Here is a 16,862-nt window from a genome sequence, read left to right as displayed (position 1 = left end):
CACAACCGGTTAATCAGGCGCTTCATTCCTAAAGGCAAATACATCAAGGATTATGATATGATCCAAATCTACGGCATTGAGGAATGGTGCAATAACCTGCCGCGCAAAATCTTAGCCTACCACACTCCCGATGAATTATATGAGAAAAGATTAGATTGCATCTATCAAATCAAGTAGGGTGTTCAACTTAAAATTGCAATTTTCGAAAGATTAACATATAAAGATTTTCAGGAATATCATGCTCTAATCGATGACTACAGCGAAGAATACTTAAGGAGACTGAAAAATGAAAAGTAAGAATTTATTACTAATTAGTAAAGTACTCAATGAAACTGGCGATTGGTTTTACTATTTCGTTATTGTTCTTATTGTTTTTTCGGTTTCACATGACCCGATTTATTTAGGCTTATTATCTGCATCATATACTTTACCTAATCTTATTTTTAGCAACCTAATTTCAAATATTTCTTCAAAGTTTAACTCAAAAAAATTAATTATATTTACCGAAATGTTGCGATTTATCTTACTTGTATTAATGTTCTTAGCCACTAATGTTGTCCTTCTGCTTTTGTTAGTTTCTAGTGAGCAAATGCTTGCCATTGCGAGTGATTTAAACTATCAAAATTTAGTAGTTAATGTAGTCAAAGGTAAAACGGCTCTAAAACTTTTTAACAAAAATACGAACACCTGGTCGTCAGTTGCCAGATTACTGGTTATACCCACTTATATGATACTAACCAAAATCATTAGCAATCGGGAGGTTTTACTACTTGATGCAGTTCTTACTATAGTTTCTGGAATATTGATTCTCCCTATTAGTTACATACGTAATTTACAAAAGGAGCATAAGGCTCCACATATAGAAAAAAAGAAAACTTTTACCTTTAATAAAAGCATATGCTTAATATTGCTTGTTGGGGTTCTAAATTTAGTAATCGGTTTCTCTGATTCATATGCAATTTCATACATTAATTTAAATAACAATAAGCTAGGGATAGGCTACTCTGTATTTGTCTTTTTAATGACTTTAGCTGAATTTGTAGCTAGTATACTTTCTAAAAAATTTGATGACGTAATAGAAAAAGACTTTACTGGCAAAGCTCTATCACTGTGTTCATTAATTATTTTTGTGTTTTTAGTTGCCGCCTCTTTATTTCATAACGTTGCATTCTTTATATTTTCGATGGCAGCAAGTAGAATGATTTACATGTGGATTAAACTATTTTCTTTATATTCATACCAAGATCGAAACAAAGATCATATAATGGATTATGTGGCATTACAAAATGTTGTAATGGGCTGTTTTTTAGTCTTTAATTCTTCAATTGGCTCAATTTTAATCAAATTATCCAATATTTATATATATATGATATTTATAAGTTTACTGATTTTTACAACTACATTGATCTTTAAATCTCTATATAAAAGGACCAATTAATATGAAATACTCAGTTATCAAAGGATTTCCAACAAATATACAGACTCCAACAATCAATTATATATTTTATATTCAGAACTTTTTAAAAATTATTTTTATAAAATGTGTATTTATCGTAAGTAAGCAAAAGACCCGCAAAAGCTGGCTTTTTATTTTCCCTTTACGAGAAGTCAGCCAACTTTCCAAGATGGTGCACATAATGTACTTATTCATTTTACCGGAATTGGCAATCATGGTTTACTTAAGCTATTAAGGTAGTATGTTTAACATGCAACATGACGTGCAAAGCAAGTTCAGTCACTTGCAAGACAGCTGAGTGATTCTCAAAAGGATTGCTTTCTTGTTTCTTTTAAAAAAGCGTATTAAAAATGGGATTTTACCAAGCTATCTACTTACCTTGGGGAAGTGATAGCAGTCCTTCCCTTATGCTCTTCACTAAAAGTTTGTGAAAAATAGGCGATTTTAATTTATTCATATAGCAATTTTACTTTTAAATAGTTAAAATGATTTGAACGCATTAAGCAACATCTCAACTAACAGCAAGAACACCACAGATCTCAATCTGACTATCACAATTATTATCTACAACATAACCAAAACCAAGATTTGAATAGTTAAGGTCACCATTAGTATACTAGACCACGTCCTGCTTAATTCCCAGCTATTCCTTGATCTGCTCCTCCAATACTAAACCTAATCACTACCGCTATACCCTCCAGTGGGGCCACACCACACTCCATAAAGGATACTTAGCTGCAACAGCTGTCCAGTCTTTTGATAGACATAGTCTAACCATTGTTCAACATTAACAGTAGTCCATTTATTAAGAGCAGTTGCTTCATAATCAAGTATTGGAATTGCTTGACCAACATAAGGCTTGAATGCTTGGAGAAAACAGTTATTGTTTAAACTTAGTTTGCTATTGAACTATAATGGGTATAATTATTATTTCTATTTATGAGGTGAAATACATGAAATTAAGTAAAAAAATCTTTCTTGGATCTATTGCTGGTATTTTAATTTTAGGGGCTGGATTCTCGGCGTTACAACAACTTAAATCTACCCCTATTACTGCAGCAACAACATCTAACAATAACACTCTAAAATTAATTCACGGTGCCTATGTCTATAATAAAAAAGGTAGGCGTCTTAAAAAATATTGTGGCAGTTGGTCTAACACTCACTTACGCAAAGGAACCAATGTACAATATTCCGGCACAGTCCAACCAATTGAAAAAGACAGCAAACAATACTATCTACTAAATGATGACAACTACAATCAATCATGGTTGCCTTATAAAAAAATCAAGGGTAAATATTATTACAGCATTGGTCATGGCGGTTACATTAATGCAGCTAACGTTAACGAAATTGACGGTCAACCACTTTATGTGGCAAATGCTACTGTTACTCTTAAGCCCGCAAATATTCATACTGGTTTAACTGGGGGATATATTGGATCAGGAACGAGCAGAACTTTAGTTAAACCTGGTCAGGAATTGAAAGTTGATTGTATTACTAAAATTCCAGATGGTAATTCAAGGTCAAAAGTTTACCGTATAGCTGGTACGACTGACGCTTTTATTTATATTGGAAATATAAAAACTCAACCTAGACAAAAATTAGCAACTTACACGATGTATACTTATGTTGGTTTAAAGCAAAATAGTAATACTTACAATATTGCAACAATTCTTAATCCAAAAACTACTAATAAAAATGTTACTCTTGCAAAAGATGAAGATATTCCCGTAATCAGAGAAATTTATGTTTGGGTACCTAACGACAATAAAGCAGAATTATTTTATCGTTTAAATTATTACACTCCTGAAGCTACAAGTGATTTTCATAAAACAATTGCTAATCAACTGTTTTATATTAAAGCAGCTGATACAATGTACTTATCGGGTCCACAATTAACACCAGCAAATACCCCCGAAGAAGCTTACACAGACGCTAAAGTTGCAACAATCACTGATAAGCAAGACTTACAAAAATTAATTGATCAAGCAAAAACAATTACAGCTAGTGCTAACTATAAAAATGAACTTTATGTAAATACTTATAAAGCTCGTTATGATGAAGCTTTAGAACAAGCTAAAACCGTCAATTCTTCAACTTCCGCAAGTATTATTGAAGTTAAAGAAGCCGTTTGGTATTTAACTACACAACAGCAAGCTTTATTGAACGCTTCAAAATTTGGCAATGGAGTTATTGAAGACACTATGCCTGTCAACTAAAGTTTAAGCGAAATTAGGTCATCTGACCTAATTTTTTTATGCCTTTCCCAAACATATGTTTGCCGAACATGCGTTTGGGTGATACATTAATCACGATTTCGAGATCATATTAACTTGTTTTTAAATTTTATTTTATAGTTTGAAAAGATTGAAAATATGAATGTTATTACTAACCCAGATGTATCATTAAAAACAGTTTTAAAGACTGGTGGCAGTAAAGGTGTATATTCGAAATTTAATGGTAATTTTGTTAAATACCCAAGAAAAAGCAGCTAGTAGCTGCTTTTTCTATCTATACCGCTTGCAACTTCCGATAATGTCTATTATCGGAAGTAAGCAAAAAAGCCCGCAGAACTAGGTAAAAAATAAGTTTGTAAAATTGGATCAATAAAAAAACAGCCTAAGTTTTTCTTAGGCTGAATTGCGCACTGAGCATCCCAAAAGACCGCTTTTCCCTGTACTACTTGAGCAATTTATCGAGTATGGCAACTACGATTCATGATTTCAAAACTAATAGCCGGACCTTAACCTTATAAAATCAAGCAATATAGCAAGCCAGTATCTCTTTGGTTATTCAAAGTATCTTTTATCATAACAATCCATACGGTTGCTATTATTGATATTGAATAGCCATTAGTTGTCCATATTGGACTTGCCCAATTTACAATCCTCCATTTTTTTAGTTAAGTTAATAAATTCATATACGCCATCGTTTGATTTTTGCATTTTAGAACCTTCTTTTTTAAATCCTGCTTTCTGATAAACTTTAATTGCACGTTTATTGAAGCTAGCCACTGACAGAAGTATCATTTTATAATTGAAATTTTTTTGTACAAATGCTTCGATTTCTTTTACAAAACTTAATCCTAACCCTTGTCCAGTTAAATCCGGTCTCAATCCTAAACCAATTTCCACCTTTTCCTCTGACAATTTTTCTAAGCAAAAATACCCCACAAGTTCATCTTTATCATCTAAAACCTGATAATACTTATTTCCTCGTAACTTTGAAGTAATTATTTCTTCAAAATCTTCTGGATCATTTTCCATATCATAAAAATCATACTGTCCACTGTAATGCCATTTTCTAGCAATCTGGTCTGCATTTGCTTGAGTTAGTTGTGTTATTTTTTTATATTTCATCTTTTTATCTTCTACTTCTTGTTGTAAAATTTATTAAAAATTCATAATCTTATAATATTTTAACATTATTATATGGGGTTGCCAAATATAATAAAAATAATTAGTATAACAAAAGCCTAAACAGCCGTAAACACAACTAATATTTCGTTAAAAGTGACATTTTGATCAATCTTAGTTCTAGCAACTGTTCTAACCAAGCAATTTTCTAAGTTACGGAGGGTTAAATTTAGACCCAAATTTGCTAGCTTGACATCTTGATCAGCTAATTCACAGGCTAGCAAATTTTTCGTTGTAATAAGAGCTTAATTAGGGCAAATTGCTCTCTATCATGGTCACGTCTATTGCTATAATGTTCAAATGACTTAGTAACGTATCATTAAAACTAGGTCGTCAGGTAAGTCTTTCTGTTCAAATAACAAACACTAACACTTTATATTTAGCTTGAAAAACAAAGAAATCATTATTTGCATATAGTATCTTCTAATATCGTTTTTTACGGAAGATCAGATAACCTAGAATAAAGAAAATGATAATGTAACACATTGACCCGATAAGGATTTGATTATTATTCAGGTGAGATGTTTCAACATACATTGAGTAATTGCCGAACTGGCGAGTTAAATTAAGCATATTCAATGGGTTCCATCTCATCACATTGACAAACTTATTTGAATTTAACAAATCACTAGAAACAGTTTGTCCCATGAACACTAGCAAAAAGCTGATAGTAACTACAATGGCATTATTATTAATTAAACAAGACAGTAAGAAAACGACCGTTATGACTAACATTGTAGTCACTAAATCGATTACGAATCCTGTAAGCATGTTTTCCCAAATTGACTGGCCGTATAGATAGGTCATTGTCCATACTGCTGAAGTTCGAAAAAGCGTATAATGCAAAAAAGCGGTATAAACTAATGCCAGTAAGTGCAAAAAGACATCATACAGAAACAGTACAATGTACTTTAATAAATAAACATAGACCTTATTAGTGGCTTTATATAACAGAGTTAAGATGGCATTATTCTGAAATTCCATCGAGAAGGTCGTAGCACCTATTACAACTAGTATAAACATAATCCAATCAGGTGCATCAAAACACAGTACCAATAACAGTTTGTTTTCTTCACCGCTCAGAGCATAGCCTGCCAAGATCATTAATACTAATAAAATTATAGGAGCAATCCAAGCTATTTTTTTGTGACGTAACTTATAAAATTCTTGTTTGATACTATAAAACATCATTTATTCTCCATCTTATAATTTAAACCCGTCGATTCTTGAACAGGTAATAGCCTATAATTGCAAACAGAATACCATAAATCAACGTAGTCACAATCAATTGCATGTTAGTCAAATTTGATTTAAGAATAATTGAACTTCTGGTCAACTGCTGGGAAATAAAAATCATATTAAGCGGGTTCCACTTAATAATCTTAACTAGTGACGGCAGAGACGACATCAGGCCAGCTGAAAGACTGGCGCCAAAAAAAGCTAGAGCTAAGCCAACACAGATTACTACTGCATTGATTTTAACAAGCATGGTCAACATGAAGGATAACCCAATGATGAAAACAGAGTAGATTATTTCACCAAACATATTAAGCATAAGAGCGTCTCTCAATGTATGTGCATGAAAAGTTGCGCCCCAACTAAATTCACCAGGCACAAAAAGCAAATTCAATATAAAAGTGAATAGAACAGCACCAATTGTCAGTATAAAGCCATAAACAAAAACGACAATAAACTTAGCCAGATAAATCTTGAGTTTGCTTGAATTTTTGTAGATTAGCATAATAATCGTATTATTGCTGTACTCCATGGCAAAAAATGCAGATCCCACGGCAATCAAAATAATTGGAATCCATTCGACTGATCCAAAACCAAATGCCAACGTATTCTTGGTAATATTCGTTGTTAGCGCACTGTAGACCATCAAAACAAGCATGGTCACCACTCCATACATTGCAACCTTTTGGTCGTAAAACTTATAGAACTCTTCTTTAAGATTAACGTCCATCTTCCTTACCTCTTTCTCGGTCCAGAATGTTAACGACAAGTTCCTCAAAGTTGGCTTCTAATGGCAGTATTTCTTGCAAGTGGATGTTATTTTTCAAAAGCACATCCTGAATAGCAAAAATGTTTTTTTGATCTACGACTAAGAAATTATCCTTGAGAGTAAACGGAATCTTTTCTTTCTGCAGCACCGGCATTGCTCGATTATTATCTTCCGTGAGCACTTTGTATTTTTGTTTACTAGTCTTATTAAATTCCTCAATTGGTTGGTCAACAATAATTTTACCTGAAGTTATTAGTACCACTTGAGTCATAATCTTTTGCAGTTCACTTAAAATATGACTCGAAATAAGAAAAGCTGTTCCTTGATTGGCGTAGCGTTTAATTAACTTGCGCACGCTAATGCTGGCTTCAATATCTAGGCCATTCATTGGTTCATCTAAAATTACTAGCTGAGGGTGATTAAGTAAAGCGATTGCAATCCCTAATTTCTGTTTCATGCCTAAGGAATAACCCTTGGCTTTATTATTAATATAAGAATCCATCTGCAAAGTGGAAACCAATTGAGTTAGATCTCTTTTATCACGGGCATATAATTCTAGATTCTGTCTTCCCGTTAAAAATGGATAGATAGCTGGATGCTCGATCAAAGCGCCAACCCTTTCTAAAGCCCTATGACTAGTCTCAGTGACTGGACGCTTACCAACGGTGATACTACCGGTAAACTTCGTCAAACCTAAAATAGTTTTCATGATCGTGGTTTTCCCCGCACCATTTGGCCCAATTAGTCCAACTATTTCACCTGCCTTAATCTCTAAAGAAATATTTTTTATAATTTTAGCTTTTCCTATATAAGTATTTACATTACTGACTTCAAGTATTCTTTCATTGACTTGGTTCATTTTTCAACTGATCCTTTAAAATAGCTTTAATTCATTTTACATTATATATCGTTATACTGTAACACTAATATAATATACTGGAACAAAGTAATATGCAACTTGCTTTTAAGTAACATGGAAAACAAAAAATAAATACCAATTAATATGAAATATTTTATTTATAGAAATTTCCTATTTAAGAAGATAAGTTTTAGTCACTGGACTAGTTTTCTTACCATACTCATGTTAAGGAATAGTAAGTGAGCCAATTCTGCTCTCAACTTTGTCAGCTTGTTACTAAAATTTTGGGTTTAGCTGAACTTGCCTTGGCTACATATATTTTTACCTTTATAATAAAATTTCCGATAAAAAATAAGTCCTGAAAATTAAGTAATTTTCAGGACTTATCTAATAATTAATATATTTTATGTGTTGGAGCCTTATCTACTACAAATGAGATAATTTGTTACTTCCACAGAACTTAATAGTGCTTGTAGATTGGTTAAAAGGTAATAAGACATTTTGGAAGAATTAATCATTTTGAAATTACCTTCTACAGTTTTAAATGTACTATTTCCTAACATTTGTGAGTTTTTAATATTAACATCACCGTTATTCAAAAAGCTTTTGTCTTAAATATATATTTATTCCATATTAATTGGAATTAAATTATCCTAAATATCCAATTTTTGCAACTGCAAAAAGTTGTTTAACTTTTAAAACCCATCTAAAAATATCTCAACTTTTAATTGATCATCATATTAGTCAAAAATCGAATTATATCTATTAAATCCAAATAATTTTTTAAATACGGCAATATTTATTTTAACTAATAAGTTACTATTTTATCTTATCAGCTTAACGATATTACCTATAATATCAAAAGCAAAGATTAATATTAAAGCAAATGAAGAAATGGATTTCATTGCGTAAGATAAATAAATAAGTGAATGGTTAAAGAAATTTGTTCCAATGAATAAAAATAAAAATAAAAAAATTTGCCCTATATCAATTAATACCAATATCATTATTTTTGTTTTATAAATAGCATAAAAATCTACAGCATTCCTAAACAAGCCCAATATCAGCAATATTAAAAAAATATTGGCATCAGCTGTTTCCAATATCCAAAACCAAATATCATATTCAGTATATGCTTGATTTTATATGGGAAACTTGCCGATATATTTGGTAAAAATATAAAAAACAATGAAACCATAATTCCCCAAAGAGCTCTGCTCACTTTGCCAATCATATTTGTATCCTCCTCTATTAAGTAAACATTTTACTTAATAAGTTGATTATCGTATTTTATATAGATACAATTTAATTATCTTTTATACAGCTTTACAATTCATCGAATCGTGGTGAAAACCTCAAAGGAACCATTTGGTGAAATCATTAATCAAAATTTTTAGTTTCCATCTCAATAAATTCTGTAAAGCCGCCCTTTTCTGCTCGTTTTTGGGCAACTACCTTTAAAAAATGTTCTTGGTCAATCCCTTTAAAGTCTAAATAAGCTCTTAAAACTTCATAAACATCACCAAGCTCTTCAACCAAGTTGGTTTCACTGGTAGCACTAACTACTTCGCCAGTTTCTTCCACTAATTTTTTCTTTAAGGCTGGCTCAATTTCGTCATGTGTTAGGTAACGATAACTGGCCTCTTTAGCAAATTCAGGTATTTTATCTCTAACTAATTTTTTCATTTTAAGTTCTTTTATAAAATTATAAAGACAATAGTTTTATCGATTATTATACTACACATTATTTTGTAAAATATCAAAAACTGTGAAATTAATTCTTAAACCTGTACACTAATTTATTCAATATCTGCATGATTTTTACGCATAGTCGCCTCAGTTGCACCCATAATTTTCATTAACTTGAGTGAAATTGCATCAAATAATAACAAAGACATCTGCTCAAATAATGATCCCATTGGTTGTAACGAAGTAATTTTCGACACTTTAGATTGAGCAACTATTTTTATCACTATATCAGCCATTTTTGCTAAAGGGGAAGCTATATCTGTAGTAACTACTGCAATTTTAACCCCATTATTTTTAGCAATGTTTGCCTGTGCTAGCAATTGAGTCGAATTTCCTGAAGAAGAATTGATAATCAGCAAATCTCCCTGTCTAGTATGTGGTTCACTAATTTCACCAACCACACTAATAGTAAAACCTAATTGCATCAGCCTATTTGCAAAAGCTCTAATCATAAGCCCTGAACGACCTGCTCCAGATAGATAAATACGATTAGCTTCTTTAATTGTCCGTATCAATTCATTTACTTCTTCATTAATTAAAGGATCTGGTACTTGTGCAAGTTCATCTAAAATGGACGTTAATTCACTCAATTTAATATTTCCTTTCCAATATTTGTTTAATTTAATTTAGTTTGTAGATTACTAGTTAACAGATCAAGTGGCAATTCAGCCAGATCCTGTATAAATTCTTTTGACTGAAACAATTTCATCAACTTACGAAGTATAGTTAGATGTTCATCTCCTTTGGCTAAGGCTAAATTAAATAAAAATTTACAGTCTATTTGCTGCTGTGCATCTTCCATTAATCCAAAGCTTACTGGCTTAAGCAAACGAACAAAACTAATTCCACTTACTTTGACCAAATTTGAATCACCATGTGGAATTGCAATGCCCATACCATCTGCTAGTTTTAAACCAGTAGGAAACTGCTTTTCCCGCTTTATACAAGCTTGCGAAAATTGAGAATAAATACCATTAGCCTTAAGCATTGGTAATCCCGCAAACTTAATTGCTGCTTGATAAGTAGAAATATCAGGTGTGCCTTCATTTACAAATATCTTAATTCCCATTGCGTATCCTTTTACTTTGTCAATTCATCTTTGATTTGCTTTAAAACTTCATCTTCACCAATACCAGTTAATAACGCCGACCCAACAATTACTGGTGTTTTTACACCAGGTCTATTCAATTTGGTTGACGAAACAATTAAATCCTTACTATTAAATGTGTCATCAGTACAATCCATTAATGACGCCTTATCCAAATCAGCTTTAACACCTTGTTCATCTAAATAATCTTTTAATCCAGCTAACATAATCGACGATGAAGCAATTCCATTACCACAAACTACTAAAACTTTTTTCATTTTCTTTTCCTCTTTAAACATTTTTACTAATTAATTGAAGAATTATCAATCTTAATTTGTTTTCTTTCTCGTTTTTTTAACCAATATCCAAATAAAATTACAAGAATAGCGACTGCAATATAACCAAAAATTCCAATATGTGAAACGCCAGCGAATAATCCTGTCAATGGATTAGCCGATGGATTTAAGGATGAATACATCACCCCTTTTTTAGCCCCTGCACCAAATTGTTGGAACACTTGATTTGTAGCAGGGGTCATCCATGAAGCAATGTATAAGCCTCCACCAAATAGGAAAACTGATGCAATCCAAGTTCTAATAATATTTCCTTTAAAAACAGGTACCATGGCAGCAATAAAGAAAACAAATTGAGATAAATCTCCCATTGGCATGACTTTGTTACCTGGAAGAACAACTGCTAAAATCACGATAATTGGGATAAGCAATAAGGCCGGAGCAATAACAGCAGGATTGCCAATAATTAAAGCAGTATCCATTCCTACCGTAATTTCACGATCAGGAAAACGTTTGACCATCTTTTTACGAACTGCATTAGAAAGTGGCACCAAGCCCTCCATCATAATTGAAGTCATCTTTGGCAATAATAACATTACTGCTGCTAAGTACATTCCTAACTGTAAACTGTTGATAATTGCATGATATGGGCTATTCCAACTATAACCAAACAATCCCAAGAAAACACCAATCAAAAAGCCAACCATGGTAGGGTCTCCAAAAATGCCAAATTTTTTCTGAATGCTTTCAGCCGTCGCATTCCAATGACGTACCCCAGGAATATGGTCAAATAACCAATTAAATGGATATGCAAAAAACAGATATGTATTGGCTACTGGATGTGAAATTGATACTCCTTTTGGTAAGCTATAAAATTCATTATTGTTCTTAGCACCAAGATCTGCACCAATCAAGGCAATCATATGAAAAATTGCTGCAGTCAAGACACCATAAAGGAAATTGCCTGAATAAGCATAGACAATTGCACCCATCGAAGCATTTTGATGCAAGTTAAAAACATCTACATTGACACAATCAGTTAACCGCAAGACTAACATAATAATATTAGTACACACACAAAGTGGGATAATAATGGCACCCATACTTGAACCAAAGCCCATCACTGCTGTTGCCGCACCCCCCACATCAATAGCTGATAAAGAAGAACCGGTTTTAGCGGCTAAACCTTTAATTGCTGGCTGCATTTTTTCAAGCATGAATGTTACAACCATACTCAATGCTATAAAACCGATTCCAACTTTCATTGCTGACTGTGCAGACTCAGACCAAGATCGCCCTAAGAGTTTCATAAGCAACAAAAAAATTACGGGAATAAAAATAAAGTTACCTATATCATTAATAAACTGAGTAATCATTGCCATAAGAATCAATCCTCACAATCATCTTCAAAGCCCATATTCCATGTAACAAAATCCGGTCTAGTTAATAACCGATTATCATCAGACTTAGCTTCTAATAAGTTCTTTTTCGAGTTTTCACGAGCTGTCTTAAAATTAAATGGCTCATCCAAAAAAGCATCAAGAATCATTTTATGATACGGCAAACCATTTACTCTCATTCCTAGACCAATTATTTGAGCATTATTGCTTAAGCGCGCACGCTTAGCCGAATAAGGATTAGTAACTGCTGTTGCCCTAATTCCCCAATGTTTATTTGCCTGCATGGTAAAACCAATACCCGTGCCACAAATATATACGCCTAAGCGACATTCATCTCGCTGGATTGCCTCTGCCATTTCATCAGCTAACTTAGCAAACGTATTCTGTCCATCGTTTGGAACTTTGACAGGATCAAAAACCACTTCATATCCTTTAATATCAATTAAGTATTTTTTTAGTTCCTCCTTTCTTTGGAAACCAATATCATCACAAGCAATTGCAATTTTCTTTTTCATAGTATCTTCCTTTCTAAAAGCCAATTTATTTATCCGCTTTCATTTTACAAAGCCAATTATAAACTTTGTTTTTGTTGTTTTCAATTACTTTTTTATTGTTTTTTTTAATAAAAACCAATTTATTTTTTGGCATTACTTGAAAGTAGACTTTAAAATTGATTTTTCTTTACTAACAACCAGTTTTTTAGTGGTATCATAATTACATGGTTAAAAGATTGAGGTAGAATTATGAAGTTAATGGCCGATCGCCGTAATAATATCCTAGAAGAGGTCTTAAAAAAGGGAACTGTCTCCGTTCACGATTTAGCACAAAAATTTGGAGTTTCCTACGAAACAATTCGCAAAGACCTAACGTACTTAGAAAGTCAAAAATTAGTTATCAAAGGACATGGTGGAGCAACTTCAATTCAAAATAATGTTGAGAATCCATTCAACATTCGTTCAGAAGAAAATATTGAGTTAAAACAAAAACTAGCTAAATTAGCTGTCTCATTGATTCCTAATGGTGCAACAGTTATGTTGGGGACTGGAAGTACTGTTTTAGAGCTAGCCAAACTATTAGTTATGCGTGATGATTTAAAAATATTCACAAACTCATTGCCCGCTGCTACTTATCTCTTAAGTTCAAATAGTGAGTGTTATTTATTAGGTGGTAAACTCCGCTCAAAAAGTTCATCTGTATACGGTGGTTGGACAGAAAGTATGCTTAAACAAATTCAAGTTAGCATTTGTTTTTTAGGATCAGATGGTTTTTATAATTTTGGAGGACCAACAAGTCCCTCATATTCAGATGCTTCAATTGACTCTGTAATTCTGCACCAAGCTCGTAAAAAATATATACTAGCTGATAAAACAAAATTTAAACGAAATAGCCTTTATCAAATTGCCACATGGAATAACATTACCGGTTTAGTCACTAATAAAGATGTAGATGAAGATCTTTTATTCAAAGTTAAGCAACAGACAGTTGTGATTTCTGCTTAATTTTGTCGATTTATTTGCATGCCATAAAAAAGATAAAGAAAAAACCAATTTAGACTTTTAATCTAAATTGGTTTTCGATTATGTAAATTACTTATTTCAGCTAGTTAATACCCTACTGAAAAACAACTTTATCTATATTTATACCTTTATATATTTTTAAAGCTATTAATTTTTATCATTATTCTGTTTTTTCTTGCCAACGGTTAAAGTAGCGCATAATCAGCCAGCTGGCGATAGCAGTTAGCAAAACGGGTACAACATAAGTCAATGCAGCTACTTTTTGGTAAGCAAGCGGAATGTTAGGCAGCCAAAAGACGGTCAAACGGCTTTGCCATGCCCAAGGAATGATTGGCCAAATAAAATCAAATAAGGAAGTTGTAGCCAACATTGCAATTACTGAGCCAAAGAAGCCTAAAACTAAGCTACCACCAACATTCCACTTCATTGCAGCCACTTCAGCAAGCTCATACTGCAAAAAGCCTAAAAGCGCCATGGCAATGCTAGTAAGCAATAATTTAATAAAAGAAATGCCAACCACTTTGAAACCAAAAGTTAGAATTAAATAATAAATTAAATTAGTACCAATAATTTCAATTACGTACAGCAGCCAGTAATAAAACAATTGCCCCGCTACTATTTTGCCCCTGCTGATCGGTTCGGTTAGCCAATTTTTAAAGTCTCCCGCCTTCTTCTCTCGATCATAGACTAAGCACACGACAATGCTAATCACAAGCGGTGAAGCAAGTGCCAAAAAAGTATTAAATATATTGATCATATTTTCTGAACTGGATAGATTTTTGCGACTGCCATAATACCAGCCAAAGATAACGGGGAGGAAAATTAAAGCAATTAAATGTAGATAAAGTAGCATGCTACGACGTAGTTTGATATTTTCCGCACCACAAATTCGTTTAAGCATTTTTAATCACCTGCTTTTGAAATGAATAAGCCGCCAAATAACTGAAAATAATAAATAAGCCAATTGAAGCAAAAATAGTCCAAGAAGAATTAGGTACAACTTCACCAGCTTTTAGTGGAAAACCATTGATATGTAATTTAATTAGGGCAACGGGAAGGAGGTTGGACCAGCTATACGGTAGGACTGGACCCCAAGAAAAGGTAGTTACACAATATATGCCAATCATAGAGCCAATAAAGGCTAGTCCAACCGTAACGTAAAGGTTAGATATTCTACTTAACCACGTGTAGAGGGGAATTTCCCACAATGTCGTTAAAAAAATTCCCCCGACTGCTGTTAGACAGGGCATAATTCCAACCCTAACCGGACCAATCAGACCGGTTAACAGCAGAAAAACGGCTAAAACCAGACTAATAACAAGTGACAGCAGCACACCATGCAAGATTCTTCCTAATTCATAAGTAAACAGATTAGTGGAAGAACTTAAAATTGTTTTATATTCCGTACTATTTTTTTCATGACGATCACTCAGCCCAATAATCAAGGCTAAATATAAATTAAACCAAAATAAGCTCCATTGATTAATCGTACTTTCAAGCACATAACCAGTAGAATTAAAAAAAAGAATGGTGAAAACTATAACCAAAAAGGGGAAAAGTACCGTTATGGGTCTAATAATTGTTCTTTTTCTTTTAAAAATTTCAATTTTTAAAGCTTTAAGCATACATAACACCAGCCTTTTCCAAAGTCGAATTAAACAGTTTTTCTAAATCAATTTCATGATCATATGGCTGTTCCAAAAGGAGCTTGCCTCCACCAATAATACCAATATTATCAGCTAGATGTTCTACTTCTGAAAGCATGTGACTAGAAATAATGATTGTGATGTCTTTCTGCTTGAATTCAGCAATTAAATTACGTAACTGTTGGATGCCTAATGGGTCTAGTCCATTAGTAGGCTCATCTAAAATCAAAAGTTTAGGATGTCCAACTAAAGCTAAACCGATTCCTAACCGTTCTTTCATTCCTAAAGAAAAATTCTTCGTTAATTTATTTCCAGTATTGTTAAGACCGACGGTTTGTAAAATATCGGGAATTTCATTTTCGCTTGTACCGCGCAAACGACAAATTACCTGTAAATTCTCTTCAGCAGTCAGATTGCTATATAAAGGAGCATTTTCAATTAATGAACCAATCTTAGCTAAGTCGGATCTTGTCCATTCATGACCAGCAAATTCGACTTGACCACTTGAAGCCGGGATCATTCCCGTTAAAATTTTCATTAAAGTGGTTTTACCTGCTCCATTAGGTCCTAAAAGACAATAAACTTTATTTTCTGGAATATGTAAATTTATTCCGTCTAAAACCAGTTGGTCTTTAAACTTTTTAACCAGATTTTTTGTTTCAAGTAAATTAGTCACGTTCAATATTCTCCTGCATGTGTTTAAATTTTATCAAATATTATATAAGCATATATCAAATTTATGATTTTAAATCAATTATTTAACAATATATCATATTATTAAAATTAACGAAAGTCCTCTTCCCTGTGGCTTTTATTAAGATAAGAAAGTAATCTGGAATATCCACTAAATAGTTACAACAACTTTTTAAGTAAAAGTTTTTTGGTAATATTTAACATTTGAAAAAAACTAGAATTTCAACAAATAAAGTAAGTCGCTAATCATTTGATAAGCCTGCCTGTAATTTAGTGTTTTATATTTTTTATAGAAATTATATACTGTGCTAGTTTATTAACCAAAAGTAAAATATCTTAATTTTGCATATTATTTGATAATTTTATGTCGAATTTTTCTTCTAAATCATACTCTTTAATTAGATTAGAATTTAAACTTAGGTCTTTAGAAACAATAATATTATCTTCAAGATATTTTTTAATAGTATTAATTACTTCTGATTAATATTTTTTACAGTCATCATTTTTATATTCCAAAAACAAACAGAGGCAGGAGCCTCTTTTCGTTAACAATCATTATTTCAGTTTTGACGTGACCCGTAATCAATTCCTTACTTGCATTATTCAACTGATCTAGAATTTCAAATTACATTGTAAAGATACATCGGGATTATTCATAATCTTAACCTCTTTCCCTATAAACAAGAGATTCTATGATTAGATTAAATTTAATAATATTTTTAGCATATTATATTTGCA

Annotated in this window: 17 protein-coding genes and 1 pseudogene; 4 read left to right on the top strand and 14 right to left on the bottom strand. The window is 32.4% G+C overall.

The annotated features are described in order from the left end of the window. The 3 genes and pseudogenes from ACYIAQ_RS04085 to ACYIAQ_RS04075 all read left to right on the top strand — a co-directional run. A pseudogene (locus ACYIAQ_RS04085) lies at positions 1-177 on the top strand (IS30 family transposase); the annotation flags it as partial. Between the two features lie 109 nt (positions 178-286). Further along, complete coding sequence (locus ACYIAQ_RS04080) at positions 287-1,438, top strand: MFS transporter (RefSeq protein WP_483562515.1); 1,152 nt, start codon at positions 287-289, stop codon at positions 1,436-1,438. 971 nt (positions 1,439-2,409) lie between these two features. Further along, complete coding sequence (locus ACYIAQ_RS04075; RefSeq protein WP_483562516.1) at positions 2,410-3,678, top strand: SLAP domain-containing protein; 1,269 nt, start codon at positions 2,410-2,412, stop codon at positions 3,676-3,678. Between the two features lie 633 nt (positions 3,679-4,311). Here ACYIAQ_RS04075 and ACYIAQ_RS04070 read toward each other — a convergent pair. The 11 genes from ACYIAQ_RS04070 to ACYIAQ_RS04020 form a co-directional block, all read right to left on the bottom strand. Further along, a complete protein-coding gene (locus ACYIAQ_RS04070) occupies positions 4,312-4,818 on the bottom strand; it encodes a GNAT family N-acetyltransferase (protein WP_483562517.1) in 507 nt (168 codons plus the stop codon). Between the two features lie 480 nt (positions 4,819-5,298). Beyond that, positions 5,299-6,066, bottom strand: a complete 768-nt coding sequence (locus ACYIAQ_RS04065; RefSeq protein WP_483562518.1) for an ABC transporter permease — start codon at positions 6,064-6,066, stop codon at positions 5,299-5,301. A 19-nt stretch (positions 6,067-6,085) separates the two neighbouring features. Continuing rightward, positions 6,086-6,841, bottom strand: a complete 756-nt coding sequence (locus tag ACYIAQ_RS04060) for an ABC transporter permease (protein ID WP_483562519.1) — start codon at positions 6,839-6,841, stop codon at positions 6,086-6,088. Next, a complete protein-coding gene (locus tag ACYIAQ_RS04055) occupies positions 6,831-7,718 on the bottom strand; it encodes an ABC transporter ATP-binding protein (protein ID WP_483562593.1) in 888 nt (295 codons plus the stop codon). Before ACYIAQ_RS04055 ends, ACYIAQ_RS04060 begins: the two co-directional genes overlap by 11 nt. A gap of 1,093 nt (positions 7,719-8,811) precedes the next feature. Next, complete coding sequence (locus ACYIAQ_RS04050; RefSeq protein WP_483562520.1) at positions 8,812-8,973, bottom strand: hypothetical protein; 162 nt, start codon at positions 8,971-8,973, stop codon at positions 8,812-8,814. Between the two features lie 146 nt (positions 8,974-9,119). Further along, complete coding sequence (locus tag ACYIAQ_RS04045; protein ID WP_483562521.1) at positions 9,120-9,425, bottom strand: nucleoside triphosphate pyrophosphohydrolase; 306 nt, start codon at positions 9,423-9,425, stop codon at positions 9,120-9,122. A 113-nt stretch (positions 9,426-9,538) separates the two neighbouring features. After that, on the bottom strand, positions 9,539-10,078 hold the full coding sequence (gene hxlB / locus ACYIAQ_RS04040) for a 6-phospho-3-hexuloisomerase (protein WP_483562522.1): 540 nt from the start codon (positions 10,076-10,078) through the stop codon (positions 9,539-9,541). Between the two features lie 26 nt (positions 10,079-10,104). Beyond that, positions 10,105-10,557, bottom strand: coding sequence for a PTS sugar transporter subunit IIA (locus ACYIAQ_RS04035; RefSeq protein ID WP_090092807.1), 453 nt, complete (start codon positions 10,555-10,557; stop codon positions 10,105-10,107). A gap of 11 nt (positions 10,558-10,568) precedes the next feature. Continuing rightward, complete coding sequence (locus ACYIAQ_RS04030) at positions 10,569-10,853, bottom strand: PTS sugar transporter subunit IIB (protein ID WP_090092809.1); 285 nt, start codon at positions 10,851-10,853, stop codon at positions 10,569-10,571. Positions 10,854-10,879: 26 nt separating this feature from the next. Then, positions 10,880-12,250 carry a PTS galactitol transporter subunit IIC gene (locus ACYIAQ_RS04025; RefSeq protein ID WP_483562523.1) on the bottom strand — a complete coding sequence of 457 codons (1,371 nt, stop codon included), beginning with the start codon at positions 12,248-12,250 and terminating at the stop codon, positions 10,880-10,882. Between the two features lie 5 nt (positions 12,251-12,255). Then, entirely contained in the window at positions 12,256-12,783 is a 528-nt protein-coding gene (locus ACYIAQ_RS04020) for an RpiB/LacA/LacB family sugar-phosphate isomerase (RefSeq protein WP_090092812.1), read from the bottom strand. A gap of 228 nt (positions 12,784-13,011) precedes the next feature. On the opposite strand from ACYIAQ_RS04020, the gene ACYIAQ_RS04015 reads away from it, so the two are divergent. Further along, on the top strand, positions 13,012-13,767 hold the full coding sequence (locus tag ACYIAQ_RS04015) for a DeoR/GlpR family DNA-binding transcription regulator (protein WP_090092814.1): 756 nt from the start codon (positions 13,012-13,014) through the stop codon (positions 13,765-13,767). Positions 13,768-13,945: 178 nt separating this feature from the next. On the opposite strand, the gene ACYIAQ_RS04010 is transcribed toward ACYIAQ_RS04015, so the two are convergent. The 3 genes from ACYIAQ_RS04010 to ACYIAQ_RS04000 are packed head-to-tail and all read right to left on the bottom strand — an operon-like array spanning position 13,946 to position 16,107. Further along, positions 13,946-14,686 carry an ABC transporter permease gene (locus tag ACYIAQ_RS04010; protein WP_483562524.1) on the bottom strand — a complete coding sequence of 247 codons (741 nt, stop codon included), beginning with the start codon at positions 14,684-14,686 and terminating at the stop codon, positions 13,946-13,948. Continuing rightward, positions 14,679-15,410 (bottom strand): lantibiotic immunity ABC transporter MutE/EpiE family permease subunit, encoded by a 732-nt coding sequence (locus tag ACYIAQ_RS04005; RefSeq protein WP_483562525.1) that lies wholly within the window; start codon positions 15,408-15,410, stop codon positions 14,679-14,681. Before ACYIAQ_RS04005 ends, ACYIAQ_RS04010 begins: the two co-directional genes overlap by 8 nt. Then, positions 15,403-16,107, bottom strand: a complete 705-nt coding sequence (locus tag ACYIAQ_RS04000) for a lantibiotic protection ABC transporter ATP-binding subunit (protein WP_483562526.1) — start codon at positions 16,105-16,107, stop codon at positions 15,403-15,405. Before ACYIAQ_RS04000 ends, ACYIAQ_RS04005 begins: the two co-directional genes overlap by 8 nt. Positions 16,108-16,862 lie beyond the last annotated feature (755 nt).

Source organism: Lactobacillus sp. X-49 (assembly GCF_057063645.1).
Note: the sequence above shows the minus strand (reverse complement) of the source record. Positions and strands in the feature narration are given on the sequence as shown.